Below are 15,802 nucleotides of genomic sequence, written 5' to 3' on the forward strand. Positions count from 1 at the left end.
TAGCCGCCGTGGCTCCTCCCCTTTTTTGGACAGGGGGCCGGGGTGAGGTTTACGCCTGCTCCTCGGTAGGCGGCGTGCCACGGAAGGCGTCGAGCTTGCCCACGCCGGCAGTCAGCTTTACGGGCTTGCCTTCCTTGGCCGACTTATAGATGGCTTCCATAATGCGCTGGTCTTGCAAGCCTTCTTCGCCAGGGGTGTAAGGCTGCTTGTTTTGGCGCACGCACTCGGCCATGTGGTCGATTTCGAGGGCAAACTGCTGCTTGTCGGGGTTGCTGGGCTGCTCGGTTTGCTGCTTGCCATCGGGGGCGTGCACGCGCTCCTGCTTCAGGCCTTTATAAGAAAAGGCGGGGTCCATCTTGATGGTGCCGGTTTCGGCGTGCACGGCGTAGCTCTTGGCATTGAACGAGCCGTAGCCACTGAGACACTGCGAAATAACCCCGCTCGGAAAGCGCAACGTAAAGCTCACGTTCTCTTCGATTTCCTTAAAGCGGTCGTCGCCGGGCGTACTGTAGGTATAAGCAAACACTTCCTCGGGCTCCTCCCCTAGCAGGAAGCGCGACGTGTTGAGGCAGTAGAGGCCGATGTCGGGCAGGGCGCCGCCGCCGGCCAGGGCTTTTTTGTGGCGCCATTGCTGGTCGTGGGCCTGGTTCTGGGTGTTCACCATGTTTAGGAGCTTGACTTTGCCGTACTGCTTGTCGCGCACCGACTTCATGGCCAGGCGGTTGAGCGGCTCGTACTGAATGCGGTAGGCTATCATCAGCTTGACGTTGGCTTTTTGGCACGCCGCTATCATTTCCTCGCACTCCTTCACGGAGGTAGCCATCGGCTTTTCGCAGAGAATGTGCTTACCGGCCTTCGCACCCCGAATGGTAAACTCGTGGTGCATGGAGTTGGGCAGCACAATGTAAATCACCTGCACCTCGGGGTTGTCCTTAAGCTTGTCGTAGTTCTGATACGAGTAGCAGTTGCTGGGCTTGATGCCGTATTGCTTAGCCGCCTTCGCCATTTTGTCGGGGTCGCCACTCACCAGAGCTACCGGTTTGGCGTGCTTGCTCTGGCCAAAGGCGGGTAGGATTTCGCCCAGCGTGAGGTGGCCTAGCCCCACGATGGCGTAGCCCACGCGCTGGTCGGGCGCGTCGGGGTTCGGTAGCGGGTCAGCCTTGGGGTCGGTAGGCGCCTCCAGTGGCGGCAGCTTAATGTCGAGCGGGCCGGTGGGCGGCGCGGGCGTGTCAAAGCCGTCGAGGTCGGCAGCTTCGGCGGCAGCCAGCGGCAGGGCGGTGGCCAGCCCGGCAACCAGCAGCCCGCGCCCGGCGTGGTTGATAAACTGGCGGCGCGAGGCGTCGCAGCTCGTATCCGCAGTTTCGACCGCGACGCGGTCGAGGGTTTCGGCGGTGGAAATATCCTGAAACATAAAATGAAACTTGTGGAAAAGATGTAGCTGGCCTGTCTGTACGTGCCACAGGCAGCTGAGAGTTGTTGGCGCGGGCAATAAGCGCGGCTGTGGCAACCTCTGCCGGCCGGGCCGGTTTAAACTGGCTAGAACCCCGCTGCCCCAGTGGCCAGCGCCTCATTTTTTGCTTATGTCTACGCTATTCTCGCCGCTCACCCTGCGCCGCCTTACCCTGAAAAATCGCATTGTGGTATCGCCCATGTGCCAGTACAGCGCCCACGATGGCTTTGCCAACGACTGGCACCTGGTGCACCTGGGCAGCCGCGCCGTGGGAGGGGCCAGCCTGCTCATTCAGGAAGCCACGGCGGTGTCGCCTGAAGGCCGCATCACACCCGAAGACCTGGGCATCTGGAAGGATGAGCACATTGATTTCCAGCGGCGCATTAATCAATTCATTGAGAGCCAAGCCAGTGTACCGGGCGTGCAGCTAGCCCACGCTGGCCGCAAGGCCAGCACCTACACCAGCTGGCACGGCAAAGGCCACGGCGCGGTGCCCGAGGCCGACGGCGGCTGGCAGGTTGTAGCCCCTAGCGCCCTTAAGTTTTCCGATGACTACCCGCAGCCGGTGGCGCTCGATGCAGCCGGCATTCAGAAGGTCATCGCCGATTTTCGCAGCGCCACCGAGCGCTCGCTGGCCGCTGGCTTCAAAGTGATTGAGATTCATGCGGCGCACGGCTACCTGCTGCACCAGTTTTTGTCGCCGCTCAGCAACCAGCGCACCGATAAGTATGGCGGCTCCTTTGAAAACCGCAGCCGCCTGCTGCTCGAAGTAGTGGCTGCCGTGCGTCAGGTATTGCCCGACGAGCTGCCGCTGTTCGTGCGCATCTCGGCCACCGACTGGACCGAGGGCGGCTGGACGGCCGACGAGGCGGTGCAGCTAGCTAGCCTGCTGAAAGGCAGCGGAGTAGACATTATCGACGCCTCGACGGGTGGCAACGTACCGGCCGCTAAAATTCCCGTAGGCCCCGGCTACCAGGTCGAGTTTGCCGAGCGCATCAAGCGCGAAACGGGGCTAGCTACCGGCGCCGTGGGCCTCATCACCACGCCCGAGGAAGCCGAAAATATCATTGCCAGCGGCCAGGCCGACCTTGTGCTGCTAGCCCGCGAAGAGCTGCGCGACCCCTACTTCCCGCTGCACGCGGCCCACGCGCTGGGCGCCGACGTAGCCTGGCCCGTGCAGTATGAGCGCGCCAAGCCGCGGCATTAATCCACTGCCTGGCTAGCCGCTCGTTTTAATTAGCCGGTACGACCGGTGTGGGCGCACTTAGCACCTGCAGGCGTTGCTGCGCATGGCTATTCTGCGGGTTCAACTCCAGCGAGCGCCGGTAGTGGGTGCTGGCGGCGGCTACATCGTGGTTGAGCTCATCGGCTTCGCCCAGGCTGTCAAACAGATTGAAGCTGTTGGGGTAGAGCGCGGTGCCGAGGCCGAAGATGGCCACGGCGGCGGGCAGGTCGTGCGCCTCACGTATCAGCTGGTAGCCCCAGCTATTGAGAGCGCCTTCGGAGAGGCTGAACGTGGCGTCTTGCTGCTGCATCTGGCGGTACACTTCGAGCGCATGGCCAAAGCCCTGCTGCGCCAGCGCCGCCGCAAAGCCGGCCGGCGTGGGCAAGGAACCAGCCTGCGCCGGCAAGTGGTAAAAGCGAGCTATGTGAGCTGGCACCCCGTTTTGGGCAGGCTGGCGAGTTAGAAACTGGCGGCCGCTAGGGGCAGATTTCAGGGTGGCGTCCAGAAACTCCAGGGTGTAGCGGCAGGTCCAGTGGTAAGCGGCCTCCACTTCGGCGCGGGTATACTCCATGAAGTGGTCGGGCGAGACCATCCGCAGGGCTAGCGACGAAAAGTCTACGTGCTCCATCGGGCTCATCACCACGTGGTAGAGGTCGGCATATCTGGCCTCATTGAGCAGGATAGACGTGGTTTCCATCCCGTTGGCGCTGAGCTCGCGCACCGATTCGGGACGGCGCTGTACGTACAGCCAGGGCAGGGTGAGCCGCGTGCGCACGACGTCCTTGGTGTCGTCGCGGTGCTGCGTACCATCGAAGCTGACCAGCGCGTCGATGCGCGAGTCTTGCGAGGCTGCCAGGGCATTGGCCAGGCCACCCCAGCTCCAGCCGGCAGCGGCCACGTGGCTCATGTCGGCTTGCGGCAGGCTATGGGCGTAGGCCAGCAGAAAGGCGATGTCGCCAGCCTGCGTGGCTAGCCCCTGCTGGTCGAAGTTCATGAGGCTGGTGTGGGTGCCGAGGCTGCGGCTGGCCAGCACCACGTAGCCGTGGCTGGCGAGGTACTCGCAGAGGTCGGCCGCTTCGTGCGCCACCCCGCCGCCCCCTGGGGCATAAATGACCACCGGAAATTTGCCTGCCGTGGCCGGGGCGTTCGGCACGGCCCACATACGCTGCCCTAGTATCGCCTGTGCCTGCTTAGGCCCTACCCTAGCGGCCACCTGCTGCCGCTCGGCCATAAACGCCGCAATCTGAGCCTCCGTCTTTTCGAATACCTCATCAGTGGCCTGCGTGCACATATAATCGGCGTAGCGCACGGGCGTGCCGCCTTTCGCTGCCGGATACCACACCAGCGTTTGCACGGGCCGGGCCCGTTCGCCCACATACGCTTTGCCCGTTACCAGGTCCGTCTTTTCCTTATAAGAGCGGCTGTAATCATATTGCTGCACTACCCTAAAGCCCACACCGTAGGCACCGGGTGTGAGGTTGGCCGGGCCAGAACTTGCCTGGGCCACATAGCCAAGGCTGCAAAAGAGGACACATAAGGCAGTTTGCAAAAGCCACGAGCGTAACATGGGTGCAGTGAAAAGGAGGTTAGGGGTGCTCAGCCAGGCCTAGCGAGTCCTGAAAGAAGCGATAAAAAAATACAACAGCTACTTTGTATCACAGGGTACTGTCCAATAAAGCGTACGCGCAGCAGCTGTGCTCAAGCGTCTAGAATGTCGATTTATCACCTGACACAATCCATAACACTTTCAGCCAGAAACGGTAACCAGAGGCTTCGCACGAGGGGCGCCTGCTTCCGCTTGCGGCCATTTTTAGGTGGTTGCCCTAGCTACTCCAGCTCAGTCAGCTTAGCAGACGCTGTGCTACTACTGTGAAGATTGTGAAAAGAGGACGAAAAAAGCAGTATTTACGCGTACCTTTTCGGCCACCTTTTCCCCATCCAACCCCCTCTTTATGAGTCAGCTTCCCGAAGAGCCGTCCCGGCGTTCGTTTCTCAAGCAAGGTGCGGCCGCCACGGCCGGTATTCTTATAGTACCACGCTTTGTGCTGGGCGGCAAGGGCTACACCGCCCCTAGCGACCAGCTTATCATTGCCGGCGTGGGCGTGGGCGGCAAGGGCGAGAGCGACATTGCCATGTTTGCCAAAACCGGCAAGGCCCGCATCGCCTATCTCTGCGACGTAGACGACCGCCGCGCTGCCAACTCGCGCAAGGCCTTTCCGCAGGCTAAATACGTGAAGGACTGGCGCCAGCTGTTCGACAAGGAGCATAAGCATTTCGATGCTGTGTCGGTATCGACGCCCGACCACAACCACGCCGTGACGACCTTAGCCGCCATGCAGCTCGGCAAGCACGTGTACGTGCAAAAACCTTTAACCCACGATATATACGAGGCCCGCTCCCTCACCGAAGCCGCCCGGCGCTACCCCAAAGTGGTGACCCAGATGGGCAACCAGGGCGCCTCCAACGATGGCGTGCGCCAGCTGATGGAGTGGTACGATGCCGGTGTTATCGGCGATGTGCACACTATTTATTGCTGGACCGACCGGCCGGTGTGGCCCCAGGGCATTGCCTGGCCTACTACCAAGGCGAGCGTGCCGCCCGAGCTGGATTGGGACCTCTGGCTAGGCACCGCGCCCCAGCGCGACTACGTCGATAAGCTGGTGCCCTTCAACTGGCGCGGCTGGTGGGACTACGGCACCGGCGCGCTTGGCGACATGGGCTGCCACCTGCTCGAAGCGCCTTTCCGGGTGCTCGATTTGCAGTATGCTAACACCGTGCAGGCCAGCGTAGGCAGTGTATATGTAGATGAGTTTAAGCGCGGCTATTTCCCCGATAGCTGCCCGCCCAGCAGCCACGTTACACTCACTTTCCCGAAAACCGCTAAAACCAAGGGCGACATAACCGTGCACTGGATGGACGGCGGCATTCAGCCCGAGCGGCCCGACGAGCTGGGCCCCAACGAGCTGTTTGGCGATGGCGGCAACGGCACGCTTTTCATTGGCACCAAGGGCAAGATGATGGCCAGTACCTACGGCGCCGACCCGCGCCTGCTGCCACTTTCGCGCAACCAGGAGGTAAAAGTGCCCCAGACCCTGGCTAGGGTGCCCGGCCAGGCCAACGGCCACTACGGCCAATGGGTAGAAGCCTGCCTGGCCGGCGCCGGCAAAATGAAGGTGAGCTCGCCCTTCGAGTTGGCCGGCCCGCTCACCGAGGCTCTGCTAATGGCCAACCTGGCTATTCGCGGCTACGACCTGCAAAAGCCACGGGCCAGCGGCCAGGGCTTCGACTACCCCGGCCGCGGCCGCAAGCTGCTCTGGGACAATCAGCAGATGCGCATTACCAACCTCGATGAGGTGAATCAGTTTGTGAAGCGTACCTACCGCCCCGGCTTCAAGCTGGCCTAGCGTAAGATTACCAAGTAAAATAAAACGTCATGCTGCGCTTGTCGAAGCATCTCTACCGAACAGCACCCTAGCGGCGCGGTAGAGATGCTTCGACAAGCGCAGCATGACGTTCCTTTTTACCCACCATCCAGCTCCACAATAATCAATTGCCTACTTCAGCAGGTACTCGCTTTTGAACAGCTGGCGCTGGTTAGCGGCGTTGCACAGGGCGTAGCTGAATCCTTTTTGCAGGGCGTAGGCGCCCGTCACGCCCTGGTTGTTCACGGCAATAAAGCAGACTTGGATGTCCTTAGCCTGAGCGCCTTTGATGCGCGCCACCCGCTCGACCGCCGCCCGGCAGGCGGCCATTGGCGACAGCCCCTGGCGCATAAGCTCGACCACGGTGTGCGCCCCGGCCATGCGAATGACGTCTTCGCCCTGGCCGGTAGCGGCGGCGGCACCCACCTCATTATCAACGTACAGGCCCGCGCCGATAATGGGCGAGTCGCCCACCCGGCCGCGCATCTTAAAGCCCATGCCGCTGGTAGTGCAGCTGCCGCTGAGGTTGCCGGTCGCATCGAGGGCTAGCAGCGCAATGGTGTCGTGGTTTTGGGGGCCACCCACGGGGCCGGTTTTGCGGTTGCCGCTATTCTCGATGTTAATAACGGGCTTGTACTGACTGGTTTTCAGCCACTCTTTATACGCCTTTTCGGCATCGGGGCTGAGCTGGCTAGGCTCCAAAGGAAAGCCCTGGGCCACGGCAAACTGCTGGGCGCCCTCGCCCACTAGCATTACGTGGGGCGTTTTTTCCATCACGCGGCGCGCCACGCTGATGGGATGCTTGATGCGCTCTAAGGCTGCCACGCTGCCGCAGTTGAAGCGGTGGTCCATGATGCAGGCGTCGAGCGTCACGATGCCGTCGCGGTCGGGGTTGCCGCCCAGGCCCACGCAGCAGTTTTGCGACGACTCCGTTACCATCACGCCGGCCTCGGCGGCGTCGAGCGCGGCCCCGCCTTTTTTCAGGATTTCCCAGGCGGCCTGGTTGGCAGCAATGCCATCATCCCAGGTCGAAATAACGAGGGCTTTGCCGCGCACATTGGGGCGCGGGGCGGCCGTGAGCCCAGCCGTGGGGGCGGCGAGCAGGGCTAGCCCGGCTGCCGAGGATGTCAGAAATTTTCTACGATTCGCCATAAGAGTTGCGCGTGCGCCGCACTGCGGGCCCTACCCAGGCCCGGCCAAAGCTAGTACGCTCACCCGGAAATTGCTGCAAAGCGACCCATAGCGCGAAGCTTCCAGGTACCTATTGCCGCACTACCCGGGCCGTAGCCAGCAGCTGCCCCACGTGGCGGGTAGTGTGCTCGGCGGCATGCACCAATAAGCCGACTACGGTGCTTGGCAATTGCGCCCGGCCTACGCCGCGCCATTCGGGCAAGCTGCTCTCCGGCGTACCTTTTAGCTGCGCAAGCGCCCTATCTACCTGGCTGGCAAATTTTTGCACCAGCTCCGGCACGGCGCCGGCGTGGGTAGGCGGCTGGCTCTCGGCGGCCAGGTAGGCTAGCTGCGCCTCACTAAGTGCCTCCCCCCGGGCGTAGGTAAACGTGCGGTCGAGCACGCCCGCCAGGTGGCGCAGGTGAAAGCCCACCGAGGCCAGCCCCAGCGGGCGCTCGGCCAGCTTATCGGCCGGGAAATCGGCCATGATTTCACGCACTTCTTCGCGGGCTTGCAGCAGGGCATGGGCCACGGGCTGCAGCAGCGGTGGCACTTCGGGCAAAGGGCCGCGCAGCCATACTTCGGGCAAACTGGCAGTAGACATAGAAATAAAAAATACAGAATTGGGGAAACCTATCTACGGCGCAGCACCCGCCAGGATGACTGAGCATGCGCCGGCAAGCAAAGGTGCTAGCCTACTAAAGCCGTGGGGCTAGCCGGAGCTCTACGGCAGGGCCACTGACCGAATGCCAGGGGCCTACTCTCTATACGTTCAGCCATTTAAGCCCCCTTATATTTTGCGTATAGCGAACCAGCGAGCTATTGGTACCCTTGCAAATATTATCTGCCGAGAGCTTTATTACCTAGCTACCGAAGCTTAGCTTTACCGCACTAATGCTATGCACATAGAGTGTACTTCAGGGTGCATCCTCTTATCTGCTGCTTCTCTCGCGGGGTACTGCCGCCGGGCTGCGGCGCAGCCCGGCTTTTTTTGCTCGCTCTCCTCCTTTCTGCAATGATTACAACACTACTTCGCTACTTTTTTCTGCTACCTTATCTGGTGCTGCTCTTGCTGCTGGGCGCGGCGCGGCCCGCGCTGGCTACCCACCTGCTAGGGGGCGAGTTGAGCTATAAGTACCTCAATGCGAATGGGCCGGCCGCCGCGCCCTACCGCTACGAGCTTACAGCCTCGGTTTACGTGGCGTGCAACTCGCCGGTCACGACATCATTTCTGGACATTGATTTTTACAACAAGGCTACTGGCGCCCGCCTAGCCATGGGCACCGCTAACCTAGGCTCTAGCAACGCACATATTGCTGGCTCAAGCTTCGAGCTTACGCAAACTTCTATTAGTGCCTGCACTACCATTGCGGTGCCGGCAGGCTGCACCATTACGGGCGCTTCGCAACCCTACCAACTGCAAAAGTTTGTGGGCATTGTTTGCCTGCCCGCTTCGAGCGCAGGCTTCTACGCGCTCACTTCTCCTAGCGGCGCCCGCAACGCCAACATCAACAACCTGGCTGGCGGGGGCAGCGCCAGCAGCGCCTATCCGCTGGGGCTCTACTCAACCCTAGCCCCACCCACTATTCCCAACAGCTCGCCGGTATTTACGGGTAACGCTGTGGGCCTGATTTGTGCTGGTGACACTACCGTTGTACTCAACAATGCGGTGGATGCCGATGGCGACCGGCTGGTGTACACGTTTGGCCAGCCCTATGGCTCGCTGGCCGGCAGCATTGCCTTCACTCCTCCTGGCAACTATGTGCCCTACACCAGCTCGGGCGGCTATTCGGCCGCCACACCGCTGGGCACGGGGGCCGGCTACTATGCCAAGCTCAACGCCAGCACGGGCGTTACGAAGTATGTGGGGGGCAACACGCTCGGCAACCGCTACGGCATTGCCGTGGACGTAACAGAGTATCGCACTATCAATGGGGTGGAGGTATCGCTGGGCACCACGCGGCGCGATATTCAACTTCTGGTAGGCTTGTGCCCGGCCGTAGCTCCGCCCGTGTTGCCACCGGCAGCAGTGCTACCCCGCAGCTACACCATAGAGGCTGGCAGTACCCTCAGCATTCCGGTCACGGGGACTCAGCCGGCTGGCCACCCGCTGACCCTGACTGCCACTAGCCTCCTGCTCGACGGCGGCAGCGGCTACAATGCCACCTTTGCCGGCAGCTCGGGCAGCCCTACCTACGTGGGCAGCCCTGTGGGCGCTTACACCGCGACGGGCACCACCGGCGGCACGGTCTCGGGCACGTTTGTCTTCACCCCAACCTGCGCCCAGGCTCGCGCCGCACCGTACGATATAGCCCTCGTGCTGCAAGATGTGGGGTGTGCCGGCAAGCTCACGAGCGATGTGCTGCGCATCACGGTGGTGCTGCCTACGGGCCCGACTGCCATTGCGGGCCCCTTAACTATATGTGGCCTCAACACTACTCAAACTTACACGGCTAGCGGAGGCACCGCCCCCACCGTGCGCTGGGCCGTGACGGGTGGCACCATCGTAGGCAGCCCCACCGACAACCCCGTAACGGTGCGCTGGGCTACGGCTGGTGCGGGGGCTATCACGGCCCAGGGCGTTTCGAAGTATGGCTGCCTGGTAGACCTGGTAACCAGCAACGTAACGGTGAGCCCGGCTCAGACCCTGACGCTAGCCGGCACCCAGCCCATTTGCCAAGGCGGTAGCACCACCCTTACCGTAAGCGGTGGCACGGCTCCCTACACTGTTACAGGTGGGGCTACGCCGGTGAGTGGAGCCGGGCCCTTCGTGCTTAGCCCCACGCAGACAACAACGTACACCATAACGGGCACGACAAGCAGCGGCTGCCCCGCCGTAGGGCAGGTAACCGTTACCGTGGCTCCGCTGCCGGTGGCTAGTGCAGGCACTGCGGCTACCATTTGTCCGGGTGGCAGCGCGCAGCTAGGCGCCGCCCCGGCTAGCGGCCTCACTTATAGCTGGAGCCCCGCCACGGGCCTGAGTAGTAGCACAGTTGCCAACCCCACCGTGACGCTGCTGAATGCCACCAGCGCGGCCCTTACCCAAACCTATACCCTGACCGTGACCAACGCCGCCGGCTGCCAGGCTAGCAGCACCGTTGCCGTGACGATTGCACCGGTGCCGGTGCCAGTGCCGGGTGCGGCAGTAACGCTGTGCCAGGGCGGCAGCGCGCAACTGGGCGCCGCCCCGGTTAGCGGCCTCACCTATAGCTGGAGCCCCGCCACGGGCCTGAGTAGTAGCACAGTTGCCAACCCCACCGTGACGCTGCCGAATGCCACCAGCGCGGCCCTTACCCAAACCTATACCCTGACCGTGACCAACGCCGCTGGCTGCCAGGCTAGCGGCACAGTTGCCGTGACTGCGACGCCCCTTGTGATGCCGGGCACCATCGGGGCCGACCAAACGGTGTGCGCGGGCACTGTACCGGCTCCGCTTACCAGCACCAGCGGGGCTAGCGGCGGCATAGGTCCCTATGCTTACCAGTGGGAGTCGTCGCCGGACAACCTTACGTGGACGGCTTTGGCCAGCGCCACCGGCGCGGCTTACGCGCCCGGGCCGGTGGCTGCCACTACCTACTTCCGGCGGCGCGTAGTAGTGGGCGCCTGCAGCATGGTCTACTCCAACGTGGTGGCCATCACGGCCCAGCCGCTACGCATGGTAGCCGTGGCTTTGCCAACACTGCCCGCCCAATGCGCGGGCACCCCCTTAACCTTTACCCCCACGCCCACCAATGCTGGCACCGCCCCCACCTACCGGTGGCTGGTGAATGGCTTGCCCGTGAGCACCGCCCCTAGCTACACCAGCAGTACGCTCACCGATGGCGACCTGGTGCAGGTTGAACTGACCCCCACGGCCGGCCTCTGCACCAGCGGAGTAGCGGTAGCAACTGCGCGGGTAAGCCTGACGTCTACTCCCCTCCCAGTCGTGGCTATGCAGCTGCAAACCGCCCTGCCGGTGTGCATAGGCTCTCCTCTCACGTTTAGCTTCGGGCAGGCTACCAATGCTGGTCCTGCTCTTCAATACCAGTACCAGTGGCAGGTTGATGGGGTGGCCGTGGCCGGGGCTACCGGCCCTACCTTTACCAGCACCACCCTGCGCGATGGCCAGGCCGTGCGGCTGGTGCTGGGCACTACCAACTCCTGCGGCCAGCCGGTCACGGCTACTTCGGCGGCCGTGCGCGTAGCCATTACCCAGCCCGTGCAGATAAGCGCTGGGCCGGATAAAATCATTACGGAAGGCGAAAAAGTGGTGCTCGAAGGCACCGCCGATGGCACGTACCCGGTCGTCTGGTCGCCGGCCCCAACCCTGACGTTCAGAAACGGCAACCAGCTGCGACCCGAGGCCGCTCCCCTGGTCACGACCACCTACACCCTAGCGGCCGGGGCCGGCTACTGCGGCAGTACCAGCCCCGTTACCATAACGGTGTTGCCCCGGGTGCGTATTCCCAGCGCCTTTTCGCCCAACGGTGACAATACCGACGACACTTGGCAAATTGACAATATCGGCCAGTACGCCAACAACCGCGTCATCGTGTTCAACCGCTGGGGAGCGAAGATTTTTGAAGCCACGAATTACCGCCAGGGCAACGAGTGGAACGGCACCATCAACGGCCAGCCTGCGCCGATTGGCACCTACTACTACCTTATCACGCTTGGCAATAGCAAATCATTCACCGGGCCGATTACGGTCGTTTACTAAGCAAGCCCCGGCTGCCCCTAGCAAGTTGGCCCTACCTTTGCGAAGCGGCCAGGCAGCCGCTTTGGCTTTTTCTATGTCCTTCGCACTTCCTACTTCGGCCCTGCTGGCTGCCGCCGAGCAGTTTGGCACCCCACTCTACGTGTACCAGGCCGATACCATTCGGGCGCAGTACCACAAGCTCACGGCGGCCTTTAGCGGCCACCCCACGCGCTTTTTCTACGCCTGCAAGGCGCTTACCAACGTTGCCATTCTGAAAGTGCTGCTGGCCGAGGGGGCGGGCCTCGACTGCGTGAGCATCAACGAAGTGCGGCTAGGCCTGCATGCCGGCTTTCAGCCCGAGAATATCCTCTTCACTCCCAACAGCGTGGCCTTTAGCGAGCTGGTAGAGGCCAAGGAGCTGGGCGTAAATCTCAACATCGACAACCTGTCGCTGCTCGAGCAGTTTGGGGCCACCTTCGGCGGCTCGTACCCGGTATGCGTGCGCCTGAACCCGCACATTGAGGCGGGCGGCAACTATAAAATCTCGACCGGCCACATCGACAGCAAGTTTGGGGTTAGCATTCACCAGCTGCGCCACCTCGAGCGCGTGGTGAAGGGCACTGGCCTGCACGTGCGCGGCCTGCACATGCACACAGGCTCCGAAATCAAAGATGTGGGCGTGTTTCTGCGGGCGCTCGATATCTTGTTCGACGCCGCCCGGCGCTTCCCGCAGCTTGAGTTTCTGGACCTGGGCTCAGGCTTTAAAGTGCCCTACAAGCCCGGCGACCCCGAAACCGACGTGGCTAGCCTCGGCCGGCAGGTGGCAGCCGCCTTTGCCGAGTTTGAAAAAGAGTATGGCCGACCGCTCGAAGCCTGGTTTGAGCCCGGCAAGTACCTGGTGAGCGAGGCGGGCTTCTTACTAGTGGAGGTATCAACCGTGAAGCACACCACCGCCACGGTGTTTGCGGGCGTCAATTCGGGCTTCAACCACCTGATACGGCCCATGATGTACGACGCGTATCACTATATCTCCAACCTCTCGCATCCGAATGGGCCCGAGCGGCTGTACACGGTGGTCGGCAACATCTGCGAAACCGACACCTTTGCCTGGGACCGCCTGCTACCCGAGGTGCGCGAGGGCGACATCCTGGTCTTTCACAACGCCGGCGCCTATGGCTTCGAGATGAGCAGCTCGTTCAACTCGCGCCTGCGCCCGGCCGAGGTGCTGCTCGATGGCGACAACGCGCCGCGCCTCATCCGCCGCCGCCAGGTGTTTGAAGACCTGCTGGCGGGGCAGGTCAGCGAATAAGCCATAAGCTGTGCAGTAGTTCTGCCTGCTACGGTGGCTAGCCGGCGCCCAACCGGTCAGCTGGCTTACCGGCTTCGGTTAGAGCGCGCCTGTCCATCAGGCTCATTTCTGCGCCAGTAGCCAGTCTACGGCTTCCTTTTCGTGCTCGAAGTTGCGGTAGGTGTGGCCCAGCTTGCGACTCGTTAGCACGATGCCCGTCATGGCTAGGCGGGCAAATACGTCGTGGGCCACAATAACGGCCCCGTAGCGGTAGCCATTTTCAAGCACTGCCTGGGGCAGCCATTCGTTTATCATCCAGCTTTCTTCACTGGGCGTTAAGGCATTCATCTGCTGCTGATTGACGAGCAGGCGGCTCCAGCCGTGGCGCTGCATGGCCTGGCGCACATGCGTGAGCAAAGCCCGAAACTGCGCCTCTTCACGTGGGCCATTGTGATAGTCGAGGCGCAGGTAGCCGCCGGGTTCTTCCCAGAGGCAGCCCACGTTGTTTTTAAAATAGATAGTGCGGGAAGCTGCAGTCATATCAACGGGCCAGTCCCGCTTGGCCAGCCTGGGCCGCACGGCCAAAACCTGGCTAACTCATCTTAAACTACCGAGCTGCGCCGTAGGTTAGGGGGCTAGCCCATTATTTCGCCCCGCATGAAGCCCCGCCGCAAACCTACTGCCCTGCGCAAACCCGATTATTTCCCGGCCGAAAACGTGCTCGCTGGCCTCCGCGCGCCGCAGCTGCTGGCGCTGGGCCGTGAGTTTGAGCAGTGTCGGTTTGTGAACTGCGAGCTGGCCGAGGCTAATCTAGCGGGCTTGCGCTTCGAGGACTGTCTATTTGAGCGCTGCAACCTCACCACGGCCAAGCTCAGTAATACGGCCCTGCAAAATGTAGCTTTTGCCGACTGCAAGCTGCTGGGCGTGGCTTTTGCAGCTTGCCAGGATATGCTGTTTGGCGTGCATTTCGACGACTGCCAGCTGCGCTACGCCTCCTTTGCCGGTAAAAAGCTGGCGGGTACGCGCTTCGAGCGCTGCCAGCTGCCCGAAACCGACTTTACCAACGCCGACCTCACGGGTGCCGTATTTGCGGGCTGCGACCTCGCGGGCACCGTCTTCCACGATACGCGGCTAGGGGGCGCCGACTTCACCACTGCCACCGGTTACAGCCTCGACCCCGAGGCCAACGTGCTTACGGGTGCCCGCTTTGCACTGGCTGGCCTGCCGGGCCTGCTCACGAAATACGAGCTGGTAGTAGAAGTCTAAGCCTGGCTGACGTTCTTTTGCATTCCTCCTTATCCACCCACATTACCATGTCTGAGATTCCACCCGCCACGCTCTACCGCTGGGACGATATGCCCAAAGACGAGCTTTCCGACACCATTGCGCGCCGCCTCATCACTGGCGACCAGATGATGCTCGCCCACGTGTACCTCAAGAAGGGCGCTATCGTGCCCAAGCACTCGCACCACAACGAGCAGATTACCTACATCTTAGAAGGCGCCCTGCGCTTTCACCTCGGCGAAGACGAAAGCCAGGAGGTTATTGTGCGGGCCGGTGAGGTGCTCACCATTCCCTCGCACCTGCCCCACAAAGCCGAGGCCCTCGAAGACACCCTCGACGTGGACGTATTCAGCCCCCCGCGCCAGGACTGGCTCGATGGCAGCGACGCCTATTTGAGAAAGTAATGATTAGCCAGTAACCACTAGTACGTAGTCATTACCAATGGACCTTGGACTAAAAGGAAAAGTAGCCCTGGTGGCGGCCGCCAGCAAGGGCCTGGGCCGCGCCACCGCCGAAGAGCTGGCCGCCGAAGGCGCTAGCCTCATTTTGTGCGCCCGCACCGACGCCACCTTGCAGCAAACCTGCGCCGACATTCGCGCGGCCACCGGCGCCCGGGTGCTGGGCGTGGCTGCCGATGTGGCTAGCCCCGCCGATGTGGCCCGCCTGGTGCAGGCCGGCCTAGCCGAGTTTGGGCAGATTGATATTCTGGTGACCAACGCGGGCGGGCCGCCGGCCGGCACCTTTGCCCAGCACGACGCCGCCACCTGGGACGCCGCCACGCGCCTGCTGCTCACGAGTGTGGTCGAGCTGACGCGTGCCGTGCTGCCCGGCATGAAGGAGCGCGGCTGGGGCCGCATTCTCAACGTCACCTCCATTGCCGTGAAGCAGCCCATCGACGGCCTGTTGCTCTCAAATAGTCTGCGCGCGGCCGTAACGGGCCTGGCCCGCACTCTGGCCAACGAAGTGGCGCCCTTCGGCATCACCGTCAACAACATTCTGCCCGGCTATACCCGCACCGAGCGCGTCGAGCGCCTGGCCAGCGCCGCTGCCACCCGCGAGGGCATTACCCCCGACCAGGCCAGCGAGCGCTGGACCAATGAGATACCCATGCGCCGCCTCGGCGAGCCCCGCGAGTTTGCGGCCCTCGCCGCGTTTTTGTGCTCCGAGCGGGCTAGCTACATCACTGGCACCTCCACGGCCGTAGATGGCGGCTGGCTCAAAGGACTTTTTTAACGGTTAATGGTTAATTGATTAATGAGTAATGCTGTTCTGCTGTGATAACATT

12 protein-coding genes are annotated in these 15,802 nt (G+C 62.2%); 7 read left to right on the forward strand and 5 right to left on the reverse strand.

Annotated features, from left to right (window positions below):
- Positions 1–49 precede the first annotated feature (49 nt).
- Positions 50–1,411 carry a Gfo/Idh/MocA family protein gene (locus tag J4D99_RS03340; RefSeq protein ID WP_208130292.1) on the reverse strand — a complete coding sequence of 454 codons (1,362 nt, stop codon included), beginning with the start codon at positions 1,409–1,411 and terminating at the stop codon, positions 50–52.
- A gap of 169 nt (positions 1,412–1,580) precedes the next feature.
- Between J4D99_RS03340 and J4D99_RS03345 the strand changes: the two genes are divergently transcribed.
- Positions 1,581–2,657 (forward strand): NADH:flavin oxidoreductase/NADH oxidase, encoded by a 1,077-nt coding sequence (locus J4D99_RS03345; RefSeq protein WP_208130293.1) that lies wholly within the window; start codon positions 1,581–1,583, stop codon positions 2,655–2,657.
- Positions 2,658–2,682: 25 nt separating this feature from the next.
- Here J4D99_RS03345 and J4D99_RS03350 read toward each other — a convergent pair whose 3' ends face one another.
- Positions 2,683–4,242 carry a dienelactone hydrolase family protein gene (locus tag J4D99_RS03350; RefSeq protein ID WP_208130294.1) on the reverse strand — a complete coding sequence of 520 codons (1,560 nt, stop codon included), beginning with the start codon at positions 4,240–4,242 and terminating at the stop codon, positions 2,683–2,685.
- 385 nt (positions 4,243–4,627) lie between these two features.
- Between J4D99_RS03350 and J4D99_RS03355 the strand changes: the two genes are divergently transcribed.
- A complete protein-coding gene (locus J4D99_RS03355) occupies positions 4,628–6,079 on the forward strand; it encodes a Gfo/Idh/MocA family protein (RefSeq protein WP_208130295.1) in 1,452 nt (483 codons plus the stop codon).
- Positions 6,080–6,229: 150 nt separating this feature from the next.
- On the opposite strand, the gene J4D99_RS03360 is transcribed toward J4D99_RS03355, so the two are convergent.
- Positions 6,230–7,249 carry a glycosylasparaginase gene (locus tag J4D99_RS03360; protein WP_208130296.1) on the reverse strand — a complete coding sequence of 340 codons (1,020 nt, stop codon included), beginning with the start codon at positions 7,247–7,249 and terminating at the stop codon, positions 6,230–6,232.
- A gap of 109 nt (positions 7,250–7,358) precedes the next feature.
- The gene (locus tag J4D99_RS03365) at positions 7,359–7,871 is read right to left on the reverse strand and encodes a DinB family protein (RefSeq protein WP_208130297.1); all 513 of its coding nucleotides are present in this window, start codon (positions 7,869–7,871) and stop codon (positions 7,359–7,361) included.
- Positions 7,872–8,282: 411 nt separating this feature from the next.
- Between J4D99_RS03365 and J4D99_RS03370 the strand changes: the two genes are divergently transcribed.
- Together J4D99_RS03370 and lysA are read left to right on the forward strand one after the other, a co-directional pair.
- Complete coding sequence (locus J4D99_RS03370; protein ID WP_208130298.1) at positions 8,283–11,966, forward strand: T9SS type B sorting domain-containing protein; 3,684 nt, start codon at positions 8,283–8,285, stop codon at positions 11,964–11,966.
- A 73-nt stretch (positions 11,967–12,039) separates the two neighbouring features.
- Positions 12,040–13,254 (forward strand): diaminopimelate decarboxylase, encoded by a 1,215-nt coding sequence (lysA, locus tag J4D99_RS03375; protein WP_208130299.1) that lies wholly within the window; start codon positions 12,040–12,042, stop codon positions 13,252–13,254.
- A gap of 102 nt (positions 13,255–13,356) precedes the next feature.
- Here the strand turns inward: lysA and J4D99_RS03380 are convergent, their stop codons facing one another.
- Complete coding sequence (locus J4D99_RS03380; RefSeq protein ID WP_208130300.1) at positions 13,357–13,773, reverse strand: hypothetical protein; 417 nt, start codon at positions 13,771–13,773, stop codon at positions 13,357–13,359.
- Positions 13,774–13,890: 117 nt separating this feature from the next.
- On the opposite strand from J4D99_RS03380, the gene J4D99_RS03385 reads away from it, so the two are divergent.
- Genes J4D99_RS03385 through J4D99_RS03395 form a run of 3 tightly spaced genes read left to right on the forward strand, consistent with a single transcriptional unit; the run spans position 13,891 to position 15,750 of the window.
- Entirely contained in the window at positions 13,891–14,499 is a 609-nt protein-coding gene (locus J4D99_RS03385; RefSeq protein WP_208130301.1) for a pentapeptide repeat-containing protein, read from the forward strand.
- Between the two features lie 47 nt (positions 14,500–14,546).
- Positions 14,547–14,921 (forward strand): cupin domain-containing protein, encoded by a 375-nt coding sequence (locus tag J4D99_RS03390; protein ID WP_208130302.1) that lies wholly within the window; start codon positions 14,547–14,549, stop codon positions 14,919–14,921.
- Between the two features lie 37 nt (positions 14,922–14,958).
- The gene (locus J4D99_RS03395; RefSeq protein WP_208130303.1) at positions 14,959–15,750 is read left to right on the forward strand and encodes an SDR family oxidoreductase; all 792 of its coding nucleotides are present in this window, start codon (positions 14,959–14,961) and stop codon (positions 15,748–15,750) included.
- Positions 15,751–15,802 lie beyond the last annotated feature (52 nt).

The sequence above is a fragment of the Hymenobacter sp. BT559 genome, from assembly GCF_017571525.1.
Lineage (GTDB): Bacteria > Bacteroidota > Bacteroidia > Cytophagales > Hymenobacteraceae > Hymenobacter > Hymenobacter ginsengisoli.